Raw genomic sequence first — 26,333 nt, forward strand, 5'->3', positions numbered from 1 at the left:
AAATTATGCTGCTTGATGCATGAAGGCCAAAAAGTGGTTGATATAATGAGTTGCTGTGGTCTGATCAACCTGCGTTCCCAGTTTTTCCAAACGTTTATAGCCCAAATGCGTTGTCATATTAATGACCCCATTTAGGGTTTTATCGACAACCAAATTAAATTTTAAACGTTTTTTAGGTTCACGTACTAGGCTTGTTACGCCTAAATCCACAATTTGAATCAAGGTTTGAAAAGCTTCTTCTACGCTTTGCATATTGCCCGCGCGTATTTGCTCGGTCAGTGTTTGAGCTTGTTGCACAAGTTGTTGGGTTATGGGGTATGTAATATAAACATCTTGCTCACGTTCTTTCATGAGTGAGGTCATATAATCAACCAAAGGTAAAAGTCGTTCATTACCAAAAAAAGAGACTGACCAAGGCATATACTTTCGGAAAGTATCTAAAATTTGTTGAAGAACTTTCTCGGACTCATGACGCTGTTTCTCAGTCATAGCCGAGTTGCCTTGCTCTGCCTGTAACAATACAGAGAACACCTGCTCAATAATTTCACAAGATAAATCAGAAAGAACGCTACCCAGTACTTTGGATTGGCTTTCTTTTACCCCAGCGTGCAATTTCTCTCGAATCGCAGCAAATTGCGTATAAGTCGAGTCGGAAATTTTTAAGAAAACTTTATAGCTCATGAGTTGCATCCCTTATCAATTCTTTTGTAATTTTTCTGCCGTGTCGCTACACGATTAAATTGTATTCCATGCTTCATAAATCTACCGTTTTTTGAAAAAAATACAAAACCGTTTATCTGTTTTCAGCACATTAATTTCGAGGCATTTTTTTGCTACAATAGATGCAATTTTTTATGCATATTCGATCTAAGCTACTATGTCTGACGCTCAAACCGCTCAAAATATTGCCACCACATACGATCCAACCGAGATCGAAAAGAAGTGGTACAAAACGTGGGAAGAACAAGGTTACTTCAAACCTTCTGGTCACGGTGAATCATTCTGTATCATGATTCCGCCACCAAACGTCACTGGTAGTTTGCACATGGGCCATGGTTTTAACAATGCTATTATGGATGCCCTCACCCGTTATAACCGTATGATGGGTAAAAACACGTTGTGGCAACCAGGTACAGACCATGCTGGTATTGCAACTCAAATGGTTGTTGAGCGTCAACTTGGCTTACAAGGTGTAACTCGTCACGACTTAGGCCGTGAAAAGTTCATCGAAAAAGTTTGGGAATGGAAAGAACAATCTGGCGGCACAATTACCAAACAAATTCGTCGTTTAGGTTCATCTGTAGACTGGTCACGTGAACGCTTCACGATGGATGAGGGTTTATCAAACGCAGTTAAAGAAGTATTCGTTCGTTTGCACGAAGACGGTTTAATTTACCGCGGTAAGCGCCTTGTAAACTGGGACCCTAAACTTCAAACCGCCCTTTCTGACCTTGAAGTAGAAAGCAAAGAAGAAAAAGGCTCACTTTGGCACTTTAAATATTTCTTTGAAGACAAATCAGTTAAAACTCAAGATGGCAAAGACTATTTAGTCGTTGCAACGACTCGTCCTGAAACTTTACTCGGTGATACTGCTGTTGCCGTTCACCCAGAAGATGAGCGCTATGCACACCTTGTTGGTAAAAACATTGTATTACCAATTACAGGTCGTTTAATTCCGATCGTTGCTGACGACTATGTTGAAAAAGACTTCGGTACTGGCTGTGTAAAAATTACCCCTGCTCATGACTTCAATGACTATGACCTAGGTAAACGCAATAGCTTGCCTATCATTAATATCTTCAACAAAAACGCCGAAGTTTTAGGTGAGTTTGAATATATTGCCAAAGCTGGTGAACAAATTTCTAAAACCATTACTGCACCTGCGGAATATGCTGGTTTAGAGCGTTTTGAAGCACGTAAAAAATTAGTTGCTCAAGCGGAAGCGGAAGGCTGGTTAGATCAAATCCAACCGTATGATTTAAAAGCGCCACGTGGCGACCGTTCAGGCGTGATCATTGAGCCGTTACTGACTGACCAATGGTACGTAAAAATTGCTCCGCTTGCTGAGCCTGCAATTGAAGCAGTTCAAGATGGTCGCATTAAGTTTGTTCCAGAGCAGTACAGCAACATGTATATGGCGTGGATGCGTGACATTCAAGACTGGTGTATTTCACGTCAGCTTTGGTGGGGTCACCGTATTCCAGCTTGGTACGATGCAAATGGCAACATCTATGTAGGTCGTAACGAAGAAGAAGTACGCACGAAAAATAACATCGCTGCTGACGTTGAACTTAAACAAGACGAAGACGTTCTTGATACATGGTTCTCATCTGCACTTTGGACATTCTCAACTTTAGGTTGGACTGGCGATGCGCAAAAAGATGCAGCGAATGATTTCTTAAAAACCTTCCACCCAACAGATGTGTTGGTGACTGGTTTTGACATCATTTTCTTCTGGGTTGCCCGCATGATCATGATGACCCTGCACTTCATGAAAAATGAAGATGGTTCATCTCAAGTTCCATTTAAGACTGTTTACGTTCACGGCTTGGTACGTGATGGTGAAGGTCAAAAAATGTCGAAGTCTAAAGGTAACGTACTTGACCCATTAGACTTGATTGACGGTATTGATTTAGAAAGCTTAGTTGCAAAACGTACAACTGGCTTAATGAACCCGAAAGATGCAACGAAGATTGAAAAATCAACGCGTAAAGAGTTCCCAGAAGGTATCAATGCTTATGGTACTGACGCAGTTCGTTTCACGTTCTGTGCGCTTGCAAACACTGGTCGTGACATCAAGTTCGACTTAAAACGTGTTGAAGGCTACCGTAACTTCTGTAACAAAATCTGGAACGCGACTCGTTTCGTTCTGATGAATGTTGAAGGTCAAACTGTTGGTACTGACGCTCGCCCTGACCTTTGGGAACTTCCAGAACAATGGATTATGAGCCGTCTGCAAAAAGCTGAAGCTGCTGTACATCAAGCGTTTGCAACGTATCGTTTAGACCTCGCTGCTCAAGCGATTTACGACTTTATCTGGAATGAATACTGTGACTGGTACGTTGAGTTAACCAAGCCAGTTCTGAATGATGCAGAAGTGTCAGAAGAGCGTAAAGCTGAAGTACGCCGTGTATTGCTTGCTGTGATGGAAGCTTCATTACGTTTGGCTCATCCGCTTATGCCGTATTTAACAGAAGAAATCTGGCAAACTCTTGCACCAATGCTTGGTCAAGGCGGCCCAACGATTATGACTGCTCAATACCCTATTCCTGAGCAAGCAAAAATCAATGAACAAGCTGAAGCAGACATGCAATGGCTTCAAGGTTTGATTGGTGCAGTGCGTAACATTCGTGGTGAGTTAGGCTTAGGTAATGCACGCTTATTGCCAGTATTACTTCAAAACACATCTGACGCTGAACGTGAACAAATCATTCGTATTGAAGGATTGTTCAAAGCATTGGCTAAAGTTGAAAGCATTGAATTCTTGAATAAAGACCAAGAACCACCTTTATCTTGCTCTAGCGTTGTTAGCCATGCATCGGTATTTGTACCAATGAAAGGCTTAATCGACCCTAAAGCTGAGCTTACTCGTTTGCAAAAAGACTTGGATAAAATCCAAAAGCAACACGACCAAATCGCGGGCAAACTTGCAAATGAAGGCTTTGTATCTAAAGCACCAGCAGCGGTTGTTGAAGGTGAAAAAGCGAAGCTTGCTGAATTTGCTGCTCAGTTAGAGAAAGTTAAAGCGAATATGGAGCAGATTGCTGCGCTTTAATGTAGTAATTTGATTCAAAAATCCCCTCATTTGAGGGGATTTTTTACAAATGTATTATCTTAATACTATGTCTTTTCAATATTGTTTCGATTTCTTCTCTAGAGTATTTTTGCTCTAATATCTGAATATTATCATTCAATATAACAGACCATTTTTTATCAGATGCAACATATACTTCATCAAAATACTTATTAATATCAACAAACATTAATAACAGCCTAATAAATCCTACTGCACTATTTTCCTCCCCAAAATCATATTGACTTGTATAAGCACTTGCCACCTTATCAAACTCTTTTAAATTATTTATTCCAAACTTATATAATTCTGTAATTCCCAAATCAATAGAATATGGATTCTTATTATTTTTGTTTTTATATTTTATATATTTACCAAATTTGTCAGATAAAAGTACTAATAGACCTACGTTTGTTAATTCATAATCCAAATTATTCTTTTTAATTTGTTCATTTAATTTTTTTGCATATTCCTCAATTTCAACTGTTAGTCGATTAAACTCTAAATCAGCTGATTCCAATAAGCCTGAAAGAAGTTTAAAGCGTCTATTAAGATGGGATGGCAACTTTCCACCTAATTTATAACCACGATCATGTTCAATTTCAGCCCATGCATGCTCCAACGCTGTTCGAACTTGAATTTCAAAGCATAGCCCCTTATAAGCGGAAAACTCAGGTAGTTTTTCCCTATCTTCTCCTACATCACAAACAAAATGAACTGAACGATAACCAACTTTTTCTTCACCTAATTTTTCAGATTTATTAACACTATCAGCCTGATGTACGTTAAACATTTTACTAACTAAATCACATACTTTTTGAACATCGGATTCAATTAATGTGATAACGCGGATACCAGCTAAATCAGTCATAGATTCAGGGCTATAATCTTTTTCAGTTAACTTATCTTCAATTTTCTTCAAAAAACTTTTTTTAGTTTTTGGACGATAAGGTACATCAACGAAACTAATTTTTTGGGAAATTAGTGAATTTTTTAAGGTTACAGCAATAATTTCTGCTAGTCCTTTGTAGGGATCAATATTATTGTCATACCAAAGTCCATGGTCTTCTTTATTTTTAATCTCAACTTTTGAATTCATAATAATCCCTTAATTTATTGATCTAAGCTCTTTTTAAAAACTCTATTATAAAAAATACTTTTTATAAATCTAACTTCAACTCTTCATTTCTATCACAATAGGACAATATATTTAACTAATTCCTCATTTGATTTCATTATTTTCTCTTCTTTTATGTGAAGATCAGATTAGGTTTTACAAAACCCCATGCCCCAACAACATCTCTACCCCACTCACCTTTTTCATATGCTTTAAACGTTCCTTTTCCCATTTCAACTGCTGCTTTAACTCAGCACAATCAGCATCTACAGCTTTATAAACGTCACTAATATGTACATGCTCTGCTTTCACATTCTTCGCTAACTGAAAAGAATCCAAAATATCTGCAATTTGGCTTTCAAGCTGCTGACTTTGTGCATCCAAAGCAAGTTTATAAAACCGCAACTGCTCGGTAGATAACTCTTTAGCATCTAGCCCTTTATTCTGTTCAAGCTGTAACTGGAGTTTGAGTAAATAAAACAAATCCTGCTTTTCATAGGCCTGACTTGCCTGTTGGAACAACTCAGTTTTTTCCTGTTTCCTTGTTTCATCTTGCTCACGGTCTGGGTGAATCATCGCGGCAATTTTTAAATAGACTGTTTTGAGTGACTGCGCTGCCATTTGCTCGGCTTGTTCAAGTTTTTGTTGCTGTCTTTGCTGTTTGGCTTGTTCTCGCGCTTGTTGTTGCTCGGCAGCATACTGTTCAAAGTCTTCTTCAAACTCTGAACCTTGATCAACGCTTTCTTCATATTCAGATTTTATTGACTGAGCTTTTTTATTCTTTTTTACCGACTCTTGTGTATGTTGCTGATAAAAGGTATCGATCTGCCTCACTAACTCTAACTGTTCAGCAGATAGCATTTTTGAACGCTGCAACATTTGTGCAAGCTGAGCAATTTTTTCATCGAGTTGTTGTATATCTGCTTTGGAAAACTCATGGCTATGCAGCATATTCCAAAGTTGCTCTAACTGCTGAAATAACACTTCATGCAAATCGCTGTACACAGGCATCAATTTTTGCCGAATATGCTGTTGAATCTCGGCTTGCGCATTTTGCCAAGTGCTCAGGCTAACTTTTTGCTGTTCTATTTTATCAATCAGGCGATTCAGTTTTTTCTGCTGTGCAGACGGTTCAGACCTTTGCTGCAAGCTCACTTTGAGATCAAAGGACATACTCATCCACCCGAAAAAGAAAAAGTGTAGCAATAATCAGATGTGGAAGGTAGCCAAGCATTCTTTAAATACGAGTCAAACTAAAGATTTATATCTTAAGAAATCCACCAAATCACTAATGGCAAAGTCACGGCAGCACATAAGGTTTGAAAGCTAATCACGGCTGCCATGAGCTGACTATCACCACCCAAAACTTTAGTTAAAATGTATGAAGCAGAAGCAGTCGGTAGCGCAAAGAAAATAACTAAAATTTGTGTTTGCAAACTTGGTAAACCAAACCACGTACAGACCGCGTAAGCCAAGGCAGGTACTGCTAAAAGTCGAGCAAATGTGTCTGCTGCCAATACCACAATGTCTTTTTTAATTTGCATAAACTGTAAAGCTGCGCCAACACATAACAAACCTAGTGGCAAACTCGACACTGAAAAAAGCTTAATAAACTGAGTAAAGCCTTCCCAAATTGGGATATGAAGTGCATTGACTACTGCCCCAACCACACACGATGCAATTAAAGGATTTTTAAGAAGTGCAATCAAAACAGGTTTAATTGCCATGTGTTCTTTAGAAGTTAAAGCGAGCACCGAAATAACGTTCACAAGTGGAATGCAAAGTGCCAATAAAATTGCCAGTATTGCCATTCCTTCACTTTTAAAAAGTGAAGTCACTAAGGCCAAACCAATATAAGTATTAAAGCGAACCATACTTTGTACATGCACACCAAAACGTGCAGGCGGTATATGCCAAAACATTCGGAGTATGTATAAAAATGCGGTCACAGCTAAGACCACAATCAACATCGCAATAATCGCTGTACTCAAGCTTTGTAAGTCAATTTTCGCGGTCGATAACGTACTGAAAAGCAAAGCGGGAAATAAAATATAGTAATTAAGCTTCTCTGCCCCAGCCCAAAACTCATCGCTAAAAAAACGATATTTTTTAAATAAGTATCCCGATGCAATTAATGCAACTAAGGGAAATAGAGATAAAACAATGCTATTCATTTCTTTACTCGAGTTTTGTTGAGGCTTGCTGTTTGGCAATAACCTTGGCTTACTCATATATTAAAGATAATGAAAACTCATGATAAAATGAGTTTTTACTCATAACAAATACAACATGACCTTTACCCAACTTGAAATTTTCGCACTCATTGCTGAACTAAAAAGCTTTACAGCTACCGCAGAAAAGCTGGGAATTTCTCAGTCAGCAGTTTCTCATGCGCTTAAATCATTAGAACAACAATGGGGCATTAACCTAATTTCAAGAACTCAAAGCGATATTGAACTGACCACGACAGGTCAGCAGTTATTGACTCATGTAAAAGAGCTATTGAGTATTTCCGATACATTAGAAAAAGAAGTGGCTGCTATCCACGGTTTGAACGAAGGTACATTACGTATTGGCTCTTTTGGGGCATCATCATCTATTTATCTATTACCTGAAATTTTAGAAACTTTTCGGCAGCGTTACCCCAAAATCGAAATTTATATCGATGAAGGTGAAGATAAAGAAGTTGCTCAGTGGTTATTGGAACGGCGCATAGAGGTTGGTTTTTTAATTATGCCAGATGAGCGATTCGATACATTCCCTTTAATTGAAGACCGTTTTGTTGCTTTAATTCCGAATGGTTACTCGCTCGCACAGCAACTCTATATTGATCCAGCACAGCTAGAAAACTGCCCTTTTATTATGACAATGGCGGGTAGTCGACATCAGGTCGAATTAATTTTAAAAAACTTTAATGTGAAGCCAGACATTAAATTTTATGTTTCACAAATTTTGAGTATTGTGAGCATGGTTCACAACCAGTTGGGGGTGTCCATTGTGTCTGATATGGTCATCACCAAAGAGTTACTCTCACTTTATCCAAATGTAATTAAACGGCCTTTTAAACCGAACCTTAAACGCTCTATTGGCCTTGCAGTAAAAAACAAAAAACACATCAGTCCAGCCGTAAAAGCATTCATAGAGGTTGCTCAAGAGGTTTGGTCTAATCAATAATTTAGTCAGAATTTAATTCGTTTTGTATTTTAATAACGAACTCATTTAGGTCATTTTATAAGCAAATTAGATGACTTTTATCATAAAAATGTGCCATAACAGCGTATTTTAAGCAAATTAACGCACCATTTATCGCCATAAATTAATTTTACAATCCAAATTGGTGCGCTTATTGCATATTCACTTTTATGCAATTGAGTTTGTTTCGACAAACTTAGGTTTTTAGATTCCTTAAATCTATTTTGGTGCAATTTACAGACCCAGATTTGTTCCAAAATGGAATTTAGCACTTTTTTCGAGCATGCTATGCAAAATGTAGATCTATTTTTCTTATTACTTGGTGCAGTTTTGGTTCTAGCCATGCACGCAGGTTTTGCATTCTTGGAACTTGGTACAGTTCGCCACAAAAATCAGGTGAACGCGCTTAGTAAAATTCTGACTGACTTTGCCCTTTCTGCCATCGCCTATTTCTTTGTTGGCTATTACATTTCGTATGGCCAGCATTTCTTCCATGACGGCACAGCCCTAGCAAGTGATCATGGCTACAACCTCATGCGTTGTTTCTTTTTACTTACTTTTGCTGCGGCAATTCCTGCGATTATTTCAGGTGGTATTGCTGAACGCGCAAAAATGCGTTCGCAAGCAATTGCAACGCTCGCTTTAGTTGGTTTGGTTTATCCTTTTTTTGAAGGTATGGTCTGGAATGGAAACTACGGTCTACAAAAGTGGTTAGAAACAACTTTTGGTGCAGCTTTTCACGACTTTGCTGGTTCAGTTGTAGTGCATGCTATGGGCGGTTGGATTGCACTTGCTGCAGTTATTTTATTGGGTGCACGTTCTGGTCGTTATAAGAAAGATGGTCGTGTAAGTGCTCACCCTCCTTCTTCAATTCCATTTTTGGCACTTGGTTCATGGATATTAATTGTAGGTTGGTTTGGCTTTAATGTAATGAGCGCTCAACGTCTTGATGCCATTTCGGGCCTAGTCGCTATTAATTCACTCATGGCAATGGTGGGCGGAACCATTACCGCAAATGCAATTGGAAGAAATGACCCTGGTTTCTTACATAACGGTCCACTTGCTGGCTTAGTTGCAATCTGTGCAGGATCTGACATTGTTCATCCAGTCAGTGCGCTTGTTATTGGTGGTGCAGCTGGTGCAATGTTCGTATACCTATTTACCTATACTCAAAATAAACTCAAGGTGGATGATGTACTAGGTGTATGGCCATTACATGGTGTTTGCGGCGCATTCGGTGGTATTGCAGTGGGCCTGTTTGGTCAAAAATGGCTGGGTGGTTTAGGCGGCGTATCTTTCATTTCTCAATTGATTGGAACAGCACTCGCTATTGCCATTGCACTCGCTGGTGGCTTTATTGTTTATGGCTTACTTAAAGCAACTATTGGTATTCGTTTATCTCAAGAAGATGAGTTTAGAGGTGCAGATTTATCTATTCATAAAATCTCTGCCAACTCTGAAGAAGGTATGTTTTAATTCAGCGATTATGAAGCAGGATTTAAATATCCTGCTTCATACTGCGCTATATAAGTAAAACTTCTTAAATAAAAACACTAATTATTGATTAAAAAATATTCTTTTAAGTCTTTATTTAATCAATTTAGAATATTGAAAAATATATTAATTTTAATATTATCTTAAGATTTATAGATGAAATATTAAATAGTTTAAGAACAATTTAAGTTTTATTTTATGTAATGCCTTCAATTCACGCTTAAATTGATGTTACAACACAATGAATCAACAAAAACATTTTTTTCAGCTTCAGCTTATTTTTCTTACCATCACTTTTTTTATACTTTTATTTGTATTTCCAGTGGGTGGAAAAATTGATATGTATCTTATCCAACCTTGGATTGATTCAACTGGTCAATTTTTTAATCGGGAAAATTGGTATCTTGAAAGACTTAATCATCAAATCGTAAAAGATATTATTACTGCGGTTTATATTATGTTTTTTGGCCTCTGGCTTGCTTCATTTAAAGTAGAAAAGCTAAAAATATATCGCTGGCAATATGGTTATATGTTTTTTGTCAGTATGATCGGTAGCGGTGTTGTTGGTCTACTCAAGTCACAATCTGCTCATGCCTGCCCTTGGAATATGGTTCATCCTAACAGTTTAGGTGGTTATATTTGGGACTTTACGGCGAAACACGGTCATTGTTTCCCGGGTGGCCACGCTAGTGCTGGTTTTATTATCATGACTGGTTATTTTGTTTATCGCCTTGAACAACCTAAACGTGCTTACTTTTATTTAATTGCAGGCATTTTATTGGGTTTTATGATGGGCTGGGCACAAATGATGCGAGGAGCACATTTCTTAAGTCATAACTTATGGACTGGTTGGGTCGTTTGGGCAGTCAATATTTTATTTTATGCGATTTGTATTCATCGCTTTGAGTTCGAAAAACAATTAAAACAAGAGCTTAGTTAAGCTCTTGTTTCATTTACATGTAGTACTTTAGGTAACTTCACTAAAACAGAAAGACCACCAAGCTCTAAACTCTTGTCGAGACTTAAAGTTCCACCAAGTCTTTGAGTTGCACGGTCTACAATTGATAAACCTAAACCACTTCCTACTTCTAGATGATGGTGTACTCGATAAAAACGTTTAAGTACCTTATCGTAATTTTCAGGGTCTATACCTGCACCACTATCTTCAATTTGAATACATGCGTAGTTATCTGGGTCGGTATAAACTGAAATGTTAATAACGCCTTGATGCGGTGTGTATTTAATCGCATTATCAATTAAGTTAAAAATAATCGAATGCACAGTAGGTTCAATACTATGCATCTCAACAGGATCATTTCTCACAAAGCCTAAATCGATTTCTTTTTGCATGGCTAAATTAACTAACTGCTCAACGCAATTTAAAGCCACATCATTAAGCTGAAAATAGCCTGTAGGTTCAACCATACTAAGCGTTACGTCTTGCTTTGCCAGTGCCAAAAGCTGTGTAACTAGATGCTGAATACGTGCCAACCCCTTGCTTAAGTTGTGCAACGACTCATGTTCAGGGAACTGACTTAGCAAAATCTTGGTTTGTAAGTTTAATGCAGTAACAGGTGTTCGTAGTTCATGGGCAGCATCTGCAATGAATTGCTTCTGTTCATTTTGTGCTTTAGAAATACGGTCGAACAGACGATTCATTTCATCAATGGTAGGCAAAAGCTCCTGAGGATAATTATGCACCTCAATTGGTGTCAATTCCTCAGAATCTCGTTCCATTAACTCATTTTTAAAATCATCTATTGGTTTTAAACCACGACTAATAATAGCGGCCAAGGCAAATATCGCAAAAGGTAAAATAATTAAATAAGGGATGAACATGCTGCCTGCAAGCTCCCATGCGAAAGCTTCACGAACACGTTCTTGTTGACTCACCTGAATTTGATAGTCTTTTAACGGTAGAACATATGTTCGGACTACACCCTCAGCGGTTTTATGTGAATAAAAACCAGCTTGCTCGACAGGAGGAACCAGTAAGTGAAGACGATGAGATAAATTAGCCTGATCTTTATAAGCCCAGATATCTAAAAATAAATCTTCTTCGTGGTAAGTTCGATGTAAATCAAACTTGCTACTTACTGCTTTTAAGGGGTACTCAGCCGTTCTTTCGGCTAAGTACTGCATTTGAGTATCTAAAATTTCATCGACTTCTTGAAGTGCAACCTTATATGCACTAAAAATCAAAATACAACCTAAGATCACACTGAAGATTGAGGTGCCCCAAATCAGTCGCTTTTTTAGTGAATAATGCACGTTCATGAAGTCCCGAAATCTTAAATTATGATTGACCTAAACGGTAACCCAACCCTCGGATCGTTCGAATAAAGTCTTTACCCAACTTTGCTCTTAAATGATGGACATATACTTCAATCGTGTTGCTAGTCACATCACTATCAAAATCATATAACTTATCTTCCAAATTAGCTTTCGAGAAAATTTTATTTGGATGACTCATAAGCGGAATCAGAATTGCCCACTCGCGGTTTGATAAATCAATACGTTGCCCTTTAAATGTTGCAATATGCTGTTCAACATTTAAAACCAGATCACCACTTTCTAAGAGTTGATCTTGGCTCGCAAGTTGAGCTTCTACCCCTGTACGGCGTAATAATGCATGAATGCGAGCGAGTAACTCATCGAACTCATAAGGCTTAATTAAATAATCATCTGCTCCCAGATTTAAACCATCAACACGGTTTTGCAACTGGTCACGTGCAGAGATAATCAAGACTGGTGTTGCTGCTCTTTGACGGATCTGCTTTAACACCTGCATACCATCCATCATTGGCAAGCCTAAGTCTAAAAGAATGAGATCAAACTTATTCTTTGCCAGTTGGGCCAAACCATCTAAACCGTTATTGACCCATTCCACCTCGAATTGATGATATTGCAGCAACGTAGTCGTTGACTCTGCAATCATAAAATCATCTTCAATCATCAAGATTTTTGTCATGTTCTAGGCTCGCTTTAGTTTACATTGGCACAAGAGTGCAACATGTCGAGTTGAGGGTTGATGACCTGAGTTTTTACATCCAACAAACTTAACAAACTTGGGAATAAATTATCCTGACTTAACTTTTGTTTGGTTTGTTTGTTTAAACAATTTACTTGAGCAAGATTATGTTGTTTCCAACCATCAGAGAACCACATAATCATTGGAATATGCGTTTGTTGGCTCGGTGCGATTGAATATGGTGAACCATGTAAATACATACCATGTTCACCTGTCGACTCACCATGATCAGATAAATACCAGAAACCTGTTTGATAATTCGATACTTCTTTTAAAGTATTAATCATTTGGTTCAATACATGGTCTGTATATACGATTGTATTATCATAAGTATTTACGAGTTCAGCTGGCGAGCAACCCTGTATCGCATTGGTATCACAAGTTGGTTTAAATGGTTGGAACCCATCAGGTGCACGCTTGTAATATGCTGGCCCGTGGCTACCCATCTGATGTAATACAACTAAACGTGGACGCTTATCATCTTTTGGAATAGAAGCCAAATACTGTTTTAAGCTATCAACCAGAATGCCATCAAGACATTCATCATCTTTACACCACTTTTGCTTTAACTCTTCTGGAATTTGATATTGTTCAACGCGATCGCATGCGCCTTTACAACCTGAGTTATTATCAATCCAAGTCACTTGATAGCCTGCACGTTTAGCAATATCCAGTAATCCTTCGCGGTGACCCGCTAATTGCTCATCATAATCAGCACGTGACATACCAGAGAACATACATGGCACAGAAACTGCTGTTGCCGTACCACAGGATGTCACTTGTGAAAAGTTTAAAATATCTTGTTTGGAAAGCTCTGGATTTGTATTTTTGGCATAACCATTAAGCGAGAAGCTTTCAGCACGCGCGGTTTCACCCACTACAAGCACCATAAGCTTAGGTAAATCTTTCTGAGTTTGTTGCACTTGATGAGCATCTTCACCATATTTCACAAGTGGAAGATTTTTCTTAGGTGCTTTTTTACGGTAATAAGACATGACCGAAGAAATGGTATTTTGAGGTGATATCATTCCTTTTAAGTCACGATGCTCTCTAAATATTGCTGCAAAATCGACATAATAAGTAAACAGCAAGCCACCTACGACCGCAAATGCAAGAGCAATTGAAAGTACTTTTTTAAGTAAAAGCGGAAGTATTTTTTCTGATTTGAGTTTGACCTGAGTAATCAAAAAAATAGGTAAAACCACAAAGAAGATGGTCCAAAGTCCAAAACGCAAAGAAAGTAAATCTGTAGCTTCAGAGACATCTGTTTGCACGATATTTTGAATTTGGTCAGGTGAAACAATCACACCCAAAGTATTTACAAAATATGAGCTAAATCCACCAATAAATATCAACAAAATGGCAAAAAATTTGGCTGTCCATTTCCAGTTTAAAATTTGTAAAGCTGCATAATAGGTAGCCACAACAATCACTACGGTAGCCGCTAAAAATAAGGTTGCTTTTATACCTAAATATGGTGTTAACAGGTGAACTTTCTTATAAAAACCAATATTTAGAATTGCTCCTAACCAAATGGCTATAATGACGTTGAACATAAACAGGGAAATCTGCTTATTTCTTAATTTAGAAAAAAAACTCAGCATCTCTGGTTACTACGACCTTTTTTATGATCTTCTAATGTAAAAATTGAAACTTAAAAATGACTTAAATACTAGAATGATCGGTATAAACCATTTTTAAGCGCTTAGTGTTATTTAACTCAACTACAAATAAAAAGTCGAGGTTAACTAGAACCTCGACTTTTTCATACTTAAATCTTTGAAAAATTAGAAGCTATATTTAGCCATTAAACCAATACGGTTATCTTTGTAAGACTTACCTTCAAACGTTTCACGCTTACCATTGATATATTCAAGACCTAAATCAATTGGTTTAACAGGCGTATAGATAAAGTTGATCCATGCTTGTTGAACTTTTTCATTACCATCTTTTTTATATGCTGCTGCATAATCAGTGCCATCATCTGCAAACTGTGCACCGTACGCTAAAGTTGAACGTAAGTTAGGTAAAATTTTATAAGTACCGCCTACTTGTACGGCAACAAATTTATTTTGTTCAATATCACCATTTACTAGTGTATAAGCCTTGTTACTACCGTATAAATAGTTACTATTACCTACTACATAAGATGCATCAGCAAATAACTTTAAAGGATCAGAAACTTTAAAGTCTGTACCTGCCGCAATCCCCCAACCAGTTTTATTATCACCACCAAGTGATGACTTATAGTTTTCAACTAAAGCACGAGCTGATGCAGAACCTTTACCTTCTGCATAACCTTGAGTGATTTTAGCAGTTAATACAGGTAAGCTATATTTAATAGTGTCACCTGCTGCCGCTGAACTGCTATCACCTTTTTCAGCAGAAACAAACAATTGAGTTGCAGGCGCTAATTTGTAGCTATAACGTACTTGTGGAACACGTGTGGTACCACCACCAATATTTGTCGAGAAGTCGATCATTTCTGGTGCATGACTTGATAAGAAGTTAGATGTCGTTTGACCAAATAACCAGTCGTTATACGTTAAGTAAGCATGACGAATACGTAAGTTTTCAGATTTACTATTGTCACTACTTGCAAAATCGACTTCGAGTTTACCGCCAACTTTAGCATCGCCAACAGGGGTATTAAAATCTAAACCAAGGCGTGTAGTTTTGGCAGTCGCACGTAATTTATCTTTTGTTTTACCATCAGTCTTACTAACATCACCAAAGTCGTTATCCGCACCTTCGATAATATAGTTAGCATCACCACGAACAAAACCATAAAGGTTTACATCGGCACCAGCTTTAGATTTAAATCCAGCTAATGGCGAAGCTGACGCAGCAACTGGTTGTGGCTGTGCTTTAACTTCAGCTAACTGTACTTGCTGTTGTTGCTGGACTTGTTGCTGCTGCTGTTGTACTTGACGCTGTTCTTTAACTAATGCTTTTAATGCTTCAACTTCTTGACGAAGTTTTTGAATTTCCTCTTTTTCAGAGGTTGCCGCATTTGCCCCACTCATCATTAAAGCTGTTACTGTAATAGCTAAACTTTTAACAACAAACGATTTACGATTAAGGAATAGATCCATCAAAAACTCCTAAAAATATATTTTATGTCGCTTATCCATGCCAAGTTGATTCGTGTGACCATTGAGCACTAAAAAATCAACTCTTCTCCAAATTTGATTGCATTAATTTTATTACCGCAATCAAAACCAATTTTAACGCTGGGTAAGATTAAAAATTCCAAATCAAAAAAATCAAAACAGCTTTTTGTTTACAGAACTTTTACCTTAACTTCATGTTGTAACGAATCCTACACAACTCTCTTATCTTATAGAATGATTAAATCATTATTTCATTATTCTTTTTTAGACTTTAGGCTAATATACAGTCTAATTGAATATTCTTTTATCCAAATCGATTGATTCACATGATTTTTCTTGTTATCCGCATCCCTTTTCTCCATCTAGCCTCCATTTGCTATTCAAACAAGATGGCACAATTAATAAGCTATTTGAATAGCTAAAAATATACATTTTTAAAAGAATGACTAAATACATAACCACCATTTTTTAACATAACTTAAGCTGATTTAAGTCTCTTTATTTCATCGACTTAATATCATTTTTTATACAGTTTTTGTTGCTTTCCATACGTAAATAGGAATTAAAAATAGTACAGCAATAGTGACAATAGCTATCAAATAATGGAAATAACCAAATACATCTCCAATAACACCACTCAAAGTATAAAGACCACCACTTACTGTCGCCATGACCGAAACTTGGAAAGTAAAATCAGTGCCTGCATAGTTCTTTCGACTGTAATGCATGACTAAGGTTAACATTACAACGAGTAACATAGCGGCAAAGGCATCTTCTAAAGCATTTATAATATAGATAAGCGATGCATTTATTTTTATCTTTTGCTCGTAAGCATAAGCCAAATAAACATAGGCACCTAAACTCATAATTTTTAATATTGAAAAACTAATTAATGTAGTTGGTCTAGAAAAGTGCTTTAACACCCAACCCGCAATAAATGCCCCCACTAAAGCAGCTACAGCGCCTAGCATAGTGATGTAAACACCAATTTGGGTAAAACTTAATCCCATATCAACCATTAAGGGTTTGAGTAACGGCCCAGCTAAGCCATCGGCCACTTTAAAAGTGATAAGTACCATTAACCAAGATCGAAGTTCTTTATTTTGAGAAAAATAACTCAAATAAGCCTTAATTTTTGTGACTAAATTTAGCTGGCTAGGTTCATTAGTAGAATGAGAACTATGAACAGGTTCTTTAAATAGTAAAACTGGTAGCGTATTGACGAAGACTAAAGCAGCTAGTAATAAAAATGTCGGCTGCCATGACAACCAGTCTAAACACCACAGCACAGCTCCCCCACCCACGATAAAACCAAGCCGAGAACCTACAACTTGAAAAGTATTTCCCCAATGCTGCTGATCGTGTTGCAATAAATTAACAGCTAAAGCATCGGTTGCAATATCTTGTGTTGCGCCCGTCAAGTTCATAAATAACAGTGCAATAAAAAATATAAATAAGTACAGCGGCTGATCTAAGGCTTGAATGGGAAAGAAAGATAAAACACAAAGTACGGCCACCGTCAAAAGCTGAGTAGGTAAAATCCAGCTCCGATAATGTCCTAAGCGTGAAATCGCATGACGGTCTACCCACGGTGCCCAAAATATTTTGATTGACCAAGGCAGCATGAGCAGCCCAAAACCACCAATATGTGCTAGTGAAACACCTTGGGCTCTTAATATGACAGGCAAGGCATGGGTCATAAACCCCACAGGTAAGCCTTGTGCCCAATAAAGGGAAAATAGCAAAAAATAAAGATTTTGCTGTCGAAACATATATACCTACTTTTATTTCTTTATGCGGTAATCACATGAAATACCATGTGCGGTCTTACATTTTGCCAATGAAGCACAGATTTCAAAAGATTAAGATAAAACAAAGGATGATTTAAAACTTAAAAATATGGAACAACATTTCCCTACCCTCCCTCCAGAGGTACCTCAACGTGGTAATGCTTTAAGTCGGGCATTATTTAAAAAACTTTTTTTGGCTCAAGGCTGGACCATAGAAGGTGAAGTACCCAACTTTCCTAAAGCAGTAGCTATTATTTCTCCCCATACATCTAATATTGATGGCTGGTATGGTTTTCTTGCCATTTTTGGATTGGGTATTCAAATCACGGTACTGGGCAAAGACAGTCTATTTAAGCCACCGTTTAAACGCGCTCTAGATTGGGCTGGTGTTATTCCTGTAAAACGTGACTCTGCTAATGGTCTGACGAAACAAGTTGTTGCCACGATTCAAGACTATGACAAAATTTGGATTGGCATGGCACCTGAAGGCACACGTAAGAAAGCAAAAAAAATGAAGAGTGGTTTTTATCATATTGCTGCAAAAGCCAATATTCCGATTGTGATGTTTTCTTTTGATTATGATCGTAAAACTATTCACTGCTTAGGACACTTAAATCCAAGTGGCAACTATGATGAAGATCTACAAAAGATTTTTGAGCGTTATAAAGGAAAAATATCACCGAAAAATCGTAATTGGCTTGCGGAGCCTTTACAAAATCTTGTGAAAAAAACCTAGCAAAAATTGAACGAATCTGGTCTGATGAGCCATCTTAATTTATCTTGCCATAGATTGTTTTTTAAAGATGAAAATTGCTCAATTTGCCAGTATCGGATTTATCTCTTTAGCCCTATTCGGCTGTGATAAGTTCAGCAAAACACCAACACTGACCACTTCAGTTAAAGCACGCGAACCAGTAATCGCACTTGCCTTAGGTGGCGGTGGAGCAAAAGGATTTTCACATATTGGTGTTATCAAGGTTTTAGAATCACATGGTATTAAGCCTAAAATTGTTACGGGTACAAGTGCCGGCAGTTTTGTAGGAAGTATCTATGCCAGCGGACAAACACCTTATCAGCTCCAAAATCTTGCACTTAAACTGCAAGAATCTGATATTCGTGATTTAACGCTTAATCGCCAAGGTATTATTCTTGGGCAAAAGCTACAAGACTATGTGAACCGTAACGTGGGCAACAAGCCGATTGAGAAATTCCCAATTCGTTTTGCCGCGGTAGCAACTCGCCTTGATAATGGTCAAAAAGCTGACTTCATTAAAGGTAATGCAGGTCAAGCCGTACGTGCGTCTTGTAGTATTCCAAACGTATTTGTACCTGCTACTATTGGTAATCAAAAATATGTAGATGGCGGATTAGTTAGCCCAATTCCTGTAAAAACAGCACGTGATATGGGTGCAGATATTGTGATTGCGGTTGATATTTCAGCACGTCCAGCAGGGAATCGCCCAGCGAATATGTGGGGATTGCTTGATCAAACCATTAATATTATGGGTCAACAAAGTATTAATGAAGAGTTAAAGCTAGCAAACGTAGTCATCCAACCTAAAGTCGGACACCTAGGTACACTCGATTTAAAATCAAGCAATGAAGCTATTTTAGAGGGTGAGAAAGCTGCTCAAGGTCAAATTCGTCAAATTGAAACTGCCATTGCGAATTTCAAAAAATCTCCAGCCGCATTTAAGCCAGCACCACGTCCTAAATTTTAATTGAGGTGGTTTTTTTCTATCCACACCTACCATCATCTGCTACAGTGGTAAAAGTGATATGAGATCACTTTTACCCATCATAAAGATATATAAAAGAGCAGATCTATGGAGTTTGTTGTAGAACCTTGGCACTGGTTTGTATTGGGTATCTTACTTATTCTTTCTGAGCTGATTATCCCTGCTTTTGCCGCTCTCTGGTTTGGTATTGCAGCCATTATGGTTTGCTTTCTCTATTGGTTATTTCCAGATATTAGCCTTACAACCCAAATTGTATTGTGGATTATTTTATCGGTGCTATGCACGCTTCTCTGGTTCAAATTTATTAAACCCTTATCAATTGATAGAACTAAAGCAGGTTTACCTCGTGAGGCCACCATTGGACAAATTGGTATGGTGATTCAAACCGGACTTACTCATGACCAAATTATTGTCCGTTTCCCTATGCCTATTTTAGGGGCCGATGAATGGAACTGTCGCAGCACTAGCCCTGTGAAAGTCGGTGATCGAGTCCGTGTCATTGATATTTCGGGCAATGACTTAATTGTCCAGCCCCACAGTACTTCATAAACATTAAAGATAAAGAGAGGTTATTTTCATGCCAGTTGGTACCATTATTGTTTTAGCCTTTTTGGCTTTTGTAGCAGTTACTATTTTTAAAGGGGTACGTATTGTTCCTCAAGGTTATAAATGGATTGTTCAGCGTTTAGGGAAATATCATTCCACGCTTAATCCGGGGTTGAACTTTGTTATTCCTTATATTGATGACGTAGCTTATAAAGTCACCACTAAGGATATTGTGCTGGATATTCCATCTCAAGAAGTGATTACCCGTGACAATGCTGTATTGCTTATGAATGCAGTAGCCTATATCAATTTAACAACCCCTGAAAAAGCAGTGTACGGTATTGAAAACTATACATGGGCCATTCAAAACCTTGTACAGACTTCATTACGTTCTATTGTGGGTGAAATGGATCTAGATGATGCACTGTCTTCACGAGATCACATTAAAGCGAAGCTCAAAGCTGCAATCTCTGATGATATTTCGGATTGGGGTATCACTTTAAAAACTGTAGAAATTCAAGATATTCAGCCATCTTCAACCATGCAAGCTGCTATGGAAGCTCAAGCCGCTGCTGAACGTCAACGTCGTGCTACAGTGACTAGAGCTGACGGTGAAAAGCAAGCTGCAATTTTAGAAGCAGATGGTCGTTTAGAAGCATCTCGCCGTGATGCAGAAGCACAAGTTGTCTTAGCAGAAGCATCTCAAAAAGCGATTGAAATGGTAACAAGCGCAGTCGGTGACAAAGAAACACCTGTCGCTTATCTATTAGGTGAACAGTACGTTAAAGCAATGCAAGACATGGCGAAATCGAGCAATGCTAAAACTGTTGTATTACCTGCCGATGTTTTAAATACAATCCGTGGCATTATGGGAAAGCATAATTAATTTAACTGCTTTCAATAAGTCATTGAAATAAAAACGGCGACCTGATGGTCGCCGTTTTCATATTGAGTATTATTGGTTGTTTAATCTTTTTTGATCTTTCAAAGGTAGCTTTTTTACGACTAAGTCATAAGAATCTTGAAGCAAATCTTGAAGTAAATCACGAGTTAAGTTTTTATGCGGAGTAATAGAGATCCAGTGTTTTTTATTCATGTGATACCCCGGAATAATAAATGAATAAAGCTCCTGATATTCCTGACTTTTATATGGATCACATTTAACAGTAATCATTTTTGTGCCCGTTCCTTCCCCTACTAATAAAAACACCTTTTCTAAAATTTTAAAGACGTCGCATTCAGGACCAAAGGGCTGGCTTTGCTCACTAAAAGGAAGATTACACGCAATCTCTATTGCAACTTGATGGAGCTGATCACCATTCATTCTTATCTCCTTTATTCATTAAATATGAATACAAGCAGGATTATAAATTTGATTTTATATTAGTTGGTACGGGCCAAAAGGAACTGTGAAATCTCAACTAACTCTTTTGCATTTTCACCAAAATGCGCTAAAGCCTCAAAAGCTTGGTCATGCAACTCTTTTGCATACACCTGTGCTTGCTCAAGTCCCATTAAAGCAGGATAAGTCGACTTTTGTACTTGTTCATCCTTACCCGCAGTTTTACCTAAAGTTTCAGTGCTTGAGGTAATGTCTAAAATATCATCTTGCACCTGAAAAGCCAGTCCAATTGCTTGTCCGTATTGGCGCAATTTTGGAATTGCCTGATCTGTTCCAGAGAAAAGTGTCACTGCCCCCATCATAATAGCCGCCTGAATAAGCGCCCCCGTTTTATTACGATGGATATTTTCTAGTTCATCTTGAGAAATTTGTTTAGCTTCAGCTTGTAGGTCTAAAACCTGTCCACAAACCATTTTAGAGCTGGCTGTTGCTAAAATTTGAATTTGCTTTAATACAATTGCAGCATCAGTTCCCTGCCCTTGCTCATCAAACAAACGACTCCCTAAAACCTCAAAAGCCATGGACTGTAAAATATCGCCTGCAAGTAAAGCGGTATCTTCACCAAATGCTACATGACACGTTGGCTGACCACGACGAAGCAAGTCATTGTCCATACAAGGCAAGTCATCATGCGCTAGCGAATAACAATGAATAAGTTCAACTGCAACTGCAGCACGGCGAGCAGCAGCAAAATTTGGATTATCTTGTAAAGAAGCTGTGGCGTAACACAAAGCCGGACGAACACGTTTTCCACCTAGCATAACGGCATGGTGTACTGCGTTTTTTAAAGGTTCAGGAATTGAAAATGCAGCGAGTGTTGTCAATAAATCTTGTTGAATACGTTGTTGAGCTTGTTTTAAAACATCCGCATTAACTTGAGAGAGTGATGACACAGTCGCCTCGTAAAATCAGTAGAGAAATTTTATTAAATGTTATGAAACATTCGTGTACTACATCATACACGATTCGCTGTAAAAAGTGCGTGATGTGTTATGGATGCCACATGCAAAAGAGCCTCTCTATAGTAGAGAGGCTCTTTCATTTAAATAACTTTTAGAAACTGTCGCCCGGAACTCGAACCCAGCCTTCCATTAAGACACGTGCACTACGGCTCATAATCGCTTTTTTCACAACCCATTGGCCATTTGTAAGCTCGGCTTGAGCACCAACACGTAATGTTCCAGATGGATGTCCAAAACGCACTGCTTCACGTTCTCCACCACCAGCTGCTAAATTTACCAATGTGCCCGGAATAGCAGCGGCCGTACCAATTGCTACAGCTGCTGTGCCCATCATGGCATGGTGAAGTTTACCCATCGACAAAGCTCGAACGAGTAAGTCGACATCACTCTCTGAAACGTTTTTACCGCTTGATGCCGTATAGCTCTTCGGTTTAGAAACAAAAGCAATTTTGGGTGTGTGCTGACGCGCAGCCGCTTCTGAAATATCTTTAATCAAACCCATCTGTACCGCACCATAGGCACGAATTTTTTCAAAACGTGCTAGTGCAGTTGCATCACTATTAATATGATCTTGTAATTCTGTACCTTGGTAAGCTAAATCTTCTGCATTTAAGAAAATAGTTGGAATACCAGCATTAATGAATGTCGCTTGGAAACGGCCAATATCAGGAACATCTAATTCATCAACGATATTTCCTGTCGGGAACATATCGCCGCCGTCTTCACCATCATCGGCTGGGTCTAAAAACTCAATTTGAACTTCAGCGGCAGGAAATGTCACCCCATCCAGTTCAAAATCTCCAGTTTCTTGAACTTGTCCATTGGTAATAGGCACATGTGCAATAATCGTTTTTTGAATATTTTTTTGCCAAATTCGAACAGTACAGAGGCCATTTTCTGGAATACGATTGGCATCAACTAAGCCATTTGAAATCGCAAAAGAACCAACAGCAGCAGTCAAATTACCGCAGTTACCACTCCAATCTACAAAAGCTTGATCAATTGAAACCTGACCAAACAAATAATCAACATCATGATCTGGCTGAGTGCTTTTAGCGAGAATAACAGTTTTGCTGGTACTCGAAGTGGCTCCTCCCATCCCATCAATTTGTTTTCCATAAGGATCTGGACTACCAATTACACGTAGTAACAGCTGATCTCTTGCTTGACCTGCAACTTGGGCTTTTTCGGGCAAATCATCAAGCTTAAAAAAGACACCTTTACTAGTTCCACCACGCATATAAGTTGCTGGAATTTTAATTTGCGGTACTGAGCTCATATCAACTGTTATCCTTACTATTATGTTCTTCTATATCAAAACAAGCATTCTTGTTTACCCTTCTCTTCATCTTAAATTGTTTTAAGGTCAAGAGATAGCGATCTGCTTTATACATCAATCGTATTGACGCGAGCATATTTTGTGAATTTAACAATGCTCTTGCAATGACTTAATCTAAGCAAAATCTAAGAAAAAAAGTCTATCTGAAATTATATTTTTTAGAGTAGTTTTCACTCGAAATAGAAATATTAAAAGCAACATTATGATTTTAAATAGTTTTTACAATTACTTTTCAGTCACGCCTTATTAATTTGTAGTCTAGGCTAAAATAACTCCATCTATTAGAATAATTTACTTATTCATAGTGAGTGAAGACCTTTGACCAACGAATCTTCTACACTTCAACGAGGACTAAAAAATCGACATATCCAATTAATTGCTATGGGTGGAGCAATTGGTACCGGATTATTTTTAGGCTCGGCGCAAGTGATTCAATCTGCGGGACCATCCATTATTTTAGGATATGCCATTGGTGGCTTAATTGCTTTTTTAATTATGCGCCACCTGGGAGAAATGATTGTTGAAGAACCTGTTGCAGGATCGTTCAGCCATTTTGCGTATAAATACTGGGGGAAATTTCCTGGATTTTTAACTGGATGGAATTATTGGATACTCTACGTTCTGGTTGCGATGAGCGAACTCACCGCAGTAGCCAAATATATTAATTATTGGTGGCCTCATATTCCAGCGTGGACGTCTGTCTTATTTTTCTTTGTCGTGATTACGGCAATTAACCTAACAAACGTCAAATTTTATGGTGAGTCCGAATTTTGGCTCGCTATTATCAAAGTTGCTGCGGTCATCTCTATGATTGTTTTTGGACTCTATTTGCTATTTACAGCAGATGTAGGCTCAAATATTTCATTTAGTAACCTTTGGTCTCATGGTGGATTTTTTCCAAATGGCTTTAGCGGCCTCTTCTATATGTTGGCTTTCTTGATGTTCGCCTTTGGTGGTATTGAACTGATTGGTATGGCCGCAGCAGAAGCAAAAGATCCAAAAAAAACGATTCCAAAAGCAATTAACCAAGTCGTTTTCCGTATTTTGATTTTCTATATCGGTTCACTAGCGATCTTACTTTCATTAGTGCCATGGAACCAATTAGATCTTGGCGGTCTCGATAAAAGTCCATTTGTTATGATTTTTAGCCAAATGGGAATTGGTTGGGCTGCACACTTACTGAACTTTATTATTTTAACTGCTGCTCTATCTGTTTATAACAGTGGGATGTTTGCAAATAGTCGTATGCTATACAGTCTCGCTCAACAAGGTAATGCACCAAAAGTTTTTGCAAAAACCAATAAACAGGGGGTTCCTATTCCCGCTGTTCTGCTTTCTGCTTTATTAATCTTTGGTTGTGTTCTTTTGAATTACTTTGTACCTGAAGATGCTCTTGGACATCTCATGTACGTTGTGGTTGGCGCACTTGTTCTAAACTGGGCAATGATATCAATTACACATTTGAAGTATAGACGCTTTGTTAAGCACGCGAATATTAAGACATCTTTTCCAGCGTTATGGTCACCTTTTAGTAATTACTTAGTTTTAGCGTTTATTGCTGTGGTTCTCTATATTATGTGGACTCAAGGCTTCAAAGAGTCAGTAATGATGATTCCGATCTGGATTGTTCTTATGTTTATTTTGTTTAAAGTACTCAATGCTAAAGAACAATAATCTGAACATTTGTATTTAAAACATGAAAAAAGCCATTGTCTCGACAATGGCTTTTTTATTTAAGACGATAAGATTAAAACCATATTTGAATGTCTATTTAGAGCCACTGTTTCGTATCATCAGCGACAGGTGTGCCATGAATAACATGCATAATCATTGCATGCGCAATACTGCCTTTAAATGGAATTTCAGGTAACTGATCAAATTTGAAAAACTGAGCATCACTGAGCTCTTTCTCCTGAATTTCAATTTCGCCCGCTTCATATTCAGCTTTAAAAGCCAACATTAAGTTACTCGGAAATGGCCATGGTTGACTCGCCAAATACTGAATATTCTTAATGTGCAATCCAACTTCTTCTAATGTTTCACGTCGAACGGCATCTTCTAGTGTTTCCCCTACCTCGACAAAGCCAGCGATTAAACTATACATCTGGGTTGTATTTCTGGCATTTTTAGCCAGCAAAATCTCGTTCTCTCCACGTGTAATAATAGTAATCACACAAGGGTTAACTCTAGGATATTGACTAAAATTACATGCAGGACAAGTCATAGAATATTCAGTCTTATGCTGCTGGGTTTTATGTCCGCAACGACTACAAAACTGATGATTACGACGCCACTCTAGTAACTGAAAAGCACGACTCGCCTGTTCAAACTGCGATTTAGTCCAATACTGCAAGAGTTGGCGAATAGGTATGAACTGATATCCATTTGGTATAGGTTCACCTTCTTGGAAATCTCTTGCTATTACTTGAGGGTCTGCTTGTATATGTAAATCATGTTCCTGCTGTTGAAGGCAAGGCAAATTAAAATTCGCATCAACCAAAAGTTGTTGCTGCTGAAAAATATAAGCAATAGGAAGGTTGTTGGTATCCATTTATATACTCGAGTGAAGAACCTTTCGACGGCCTCTATAGCTCCTTCAAAAGGATCAGACTTAAAACATATTTTTCAAAAATCTTACGCATACTGGCAAACATCTTCAATTTATTTAATTTGTATCTTTTTGATTAAAATCACATTTTATTCACGCATGCTATGCTTTTAAGTTATATCTATGACTTTATAGCTAACTGACCACTGATGAACTTAGAAGCACTGCTTCACATAAAATTGATCTCTAAACATTTAGACTAGTTTT

Annotated in this window: 22 protein-coding genes and 1 pseudogene; 9 read left to right on the top strand and 14 right to left on the bottom strand. The window is 37.9% G+C overall.

What is annotated here, in order from left to right; translation table 11 throughout:
• Positions 1–3: 3 nt before the first annotated feature.
• A complete protein-coding gene (locus tag ACLCEG_RS13985; RefSeq protein WP_240062085.1) occupies positions 4–681 on the bottom strand; it encodes a hypothetical protein in 678 nt (225 codons plus the stop codon).
• Positions 682–877: 196 nt separating this feature from the next.
• Between ACLCEG_RS13985 and ACLCEG_RS13990 the strand changes: the two genes are divergently transcribed.
• A complete protein-coding gene (locus ACLCEG_RS13990) occupies positions 878–3,775 on the top strand; it encodes a valine--tRNA ligase (protein WP_410567938.1) in 2,898 nt (965 codons plus the stop codon).
• A 43-nt stretch (positions 3,776–3,818) separates the two neighbouring features.
• On the opposite strand, the gene ACLCEG_RS13995 is transcribed toward ACLCEG_RS13990, so the two are convergent.
• From ACLCEG_RS13995 to ACLCEG_RS14005, 3 genes are all read right to left on the bottom strand, one after another.
• Complete coding sequence (locus ACLCEG_RS13995; RefSeq protein WP_410567940.1) at positions 3,819–4,892, bottom strand: GTP pyrophosphokinase family protein; 1,074 nt, start codon at positions 4,890–4,892, stop codon at positions 3,819–3,821.
• Between the two features lie 174 nt (positions 4,893–5,066).
• Positions 5,067–6,083, bottom strand: a complete 1,017-nt coding sequence (locus tag ACLCEG_RS14000; RefSeq protein WP_410567942.1) for a molecular chaperone DnaJ — start codon at positions 6,081–6,083, stop codon at positions 5,067–5,069.
• A 95-nt stretch (positions 6,084–6,178) separates the two neighbouring features.
• Complete coding sequence (locus tag ACLCEG_RS14005) at positions 6,179–7,084, bottom strand: AEC family transporter (protein ID WP_410567944.1); 906 nt, start codon at positions 7,082–7,084, stop codon at positions 6,179–6,181.
• A 115-nt stretch (positions 7,085–7,199) separates the two neighbouring features.
• Here ACLCEG_RS14005 and ACLCEG_RS14010 point away from each other — a divergent pair, with 115 nt between their 5' ends.
• The 3 genes from ACLCEG_RS14010 (at position 7,200) to ACLCEG_RS14020 (ending at position 10,536) form a co-directional block, all read left to right on the top strand.
• Positions 7,200–8,084, top strand: a complete 885-nt coding sequence (locus ACLCEG_RS14010; RefSeq protein WP_410567946.1) for a LysR family transcriptional regulator — start codon at positions 7,200–7,202, stop codon at positions 8,082–8,084.
• 306 nt (positions 8,085–8,390) lie between these two features.
• Positions 8,391–9,578, top strand: coding sequence for an ammonium transporter (locus tag ACLCEG_RS14015; RefSeq protein ID WP_039250071.1), 1,188 nt, complete (start codon positions 8,391–8,393; stop codon positions 9,576–9,578).
• Between the two features lie 259 nt (positions 9,579–9,837).
• Positions 9,838–10,536 carry a phosphatase PAP2 family protein gene (locus tag ACLCEG_RS14020; RefSeq protein ID WP_410567948.1) on the top strand — a complete coding sequence of 233 codons (699 nt, stop codon included), beginning with the start codon at positions 9,838–9,840 and terminating at the stop codon, positions 10,534–10,536.
• On the opposite strand, the gene ACLCEG_RS14025 is transcribed toward ACLCEG_RS14020, so the two are convergent.
• From ACLCEG_RS14025 to ACLCEG_RS14050, 6 genes and pseudogenes are all read right to left on the bottom strand, one after another.
• A complete protein-coding gene (locus tag ACLCEG_RS14025) occupies positions 10,533–11,867 on the bottom strand; it encodes an ATP-binding protein (RefSeq protein WP_151741553.1) in 1,335 nt (444 codons plus the stop codon). The genes ACLCEG_RS14020 and ACLCEG_RS14025 overlap by 4 nt on opposite strands.
• A gap of 25 nt (positions 11,868–11,892) precedes the next feature.
• Positions 11,893–12,567: a DNA-binding response regulator PmrA gene (locus ACLCEG_RS14030; protein WP_004705846.1), complete on the bottom strand. Its 675-nt coding sequence runs from the start codon at positions 12,565–12,567 to the stop codon at positions 11,893–11,895.
• Positions 12,568–12,581: 14 nt separating this feature from the next.
• Entirely contained in the window at positions 12,582–14,231 is a 1,650-nt protein-coding gene (locus ACLCEG_RS14035; RefSeq protein ID WP_410567950.1) for a phosphoethanolamine transferase, read from the bottom strand.
• Between the two features lie 183 nt (positions 14,232–14,414).
• Positions 14,415–15,722 (bottom strand): DcaP family trimeric outer membrane transporter, encoded by a 1,308-nt coding sequence (locus tag ACLCEG_RS14040; protein WP_410567952.1) that lies wholly within the window; start codon positions 15,720–15,722, stop codon positions 14,415–14,417.
• Positions 15,723–15,994: 272 nt separating this feature from the next.
• Positions 15,995–16,184 (bottom strand): annotated as a pseudogene (locus ACLCEG_RS14045) (hypothetical protein).
• 80 nt (positions 16,185–16,264) lie between these two features.
• Positions 16,265–17,512 (bottom strand): MFS transporter, encoded by a 1,248-nt coding sequence (locus tag ACLCEG_RS14050; RefSeq protein WP_410567954.1) that lies wholly within the window; start codon positions 17,510–17,512, stop codon positions 16,265–16,267.
• A gap of 127 nt (positions 17,513–17,639) precedes the next feature.
• Between ACLCEG_RS14050 and ACLCEG_RS14055 the strand changes: the two genes are divergently transcribed.
• From ACLCEG_RS14055 to ACLCEG_RS14070, 4 genes are all read left to right on the top strand, one after another.
• Positions 17,640–18,266 carry a lysophospholipid acyltransferase family protein gene (locus ACLCEG_RS14055; protein ID WP_410567956.1) on the top strand — a complete coding sequence of 209 codons (627 nt, stop codon included), beginning with the start codon at positions 17,640–17,642 and terminating at the stop codon, positions 18,264–18,266.
• 67 nt (positions 18,267–18,333) lie between these two features.
• Positions 18,334–19,251, top strand: a complete 918-nt coding sequence (locus ACLCEG_RS14060) for a patatin-like phospholipase family protein (RefSeq protein WP_410567958.1) — start codon at positions 18,334–18,336, stop codon at positions 19,249–19,251.
• 105 nt (positions 19,252–19,356) lie between these two features.
• Complete coding sequence (locus ACLCEG_RS14065) at positions 19,357–19,818, top strand: NfeD family protein (RefSeq protein WP_207692767.1); 462 nt, start codon at positions 19,357–19,359, stop codon at positions 19,816–19,818.
• A gap of 28 nt (positions 19,819–19,846) precedes the next feature.
• Positions 19,847–20,701, top strand: a complete 855-nt coding sequence (locus tag ACLCEG_RS14070; protein WP_002051299.1) for an SPFH domain-containing protein — start codon at positions 19,847–19,849, stop codon at positions 20,699–20,701.
• Positions 20,702–20,770: 69 nt separating this feature from the next.
• On the opposite strand, the gene ACLCEG_RS14075 is transcribed toward ACLCEG_RS14070, so the two are convergent.
• The 3 genes from ACLCEG_RS14075 to prpF all read right to left on the bottom strand — a co-directional run bounded on the left by ACLCEG_RS14075 (position 20,771) and on the right by prpF (position 23,458).
• Positions 20,771–21,139, bottom strand: coding sequence for an MmcQ/YjbR family DNA-binding protein (locus tag ACLCEG_RS14075; RefSeq protein WP_410567959.1), 369 nt, complete (start codon positions 21,137–21,139; stop codon positions 20,771–20,773).
• A 59-nt stretch (positions 21,140–21,198) separates the two neighbouring features.
• Entirely contained in the window at positions 21,199–22,110 is a 912-nt protein-coding gene (locus tag ACLCEG_RS14080) for a polyprenyl synthetase family protein (protein ID WP_410567961.1), read from the bottom strand.
• Positions 22,111–22,270: 160 nt separating this feature from the next.
• A complete protein-coding gene (gene prpF, locus ACLCEG_RS14085) occupies positions 22,271–23,458 on the bottom strand; it encodes a 2-methylaconitate cis-trans isomerase PrpF (protein ID WP_410567963.1) in 1,188 nt (395 codons plus the stop codon).
• 378 nt (positions 23,459–23,836) lie between these two features.
• Between prpF and ACLCEG_RS14090 the strand changes: the two genes are divergently transcribed.
• A complete protein-coding gene (locus ACLCEG_RS14090; RefSeq protein ID WP_410567965.1) occupies positions 23,837–25,192 on the top strand; it encodes an amino acid permease in 1,356 nt (451 codons plus the stop codon).
• A 97-nt stretch (positions 25,193–25,289) separates the two neighbouring features.
• On the opposite strand, the gene nudC is transcribed toward ACLCEG_RS14090, so the two are convergent.
• A complete protein-coding gene (gene nudC / locus ACLCEG_RS14095; protein ID WP_049066176.1) occupies positions 25,290–26,069 on the bottom strand; it encodes an NAD(+) diphosphatase in 780 nt (259 codons plus the stop codon).
• Positions 26,070–26,333 lie beyond the last annotated feature (264 nt).

It is taken from the genome of Acinetobacter sp. H1(2024), from assembly GCF_046557555.1.
In the GTDB taxonomy this organism is placed as follows: Bacteria; Pseudomonadota; Gammaproteobacteria; order Pseudomonadales; family Moraxellaceae; genus Acinetobacter; species Acinetobacter seifertii.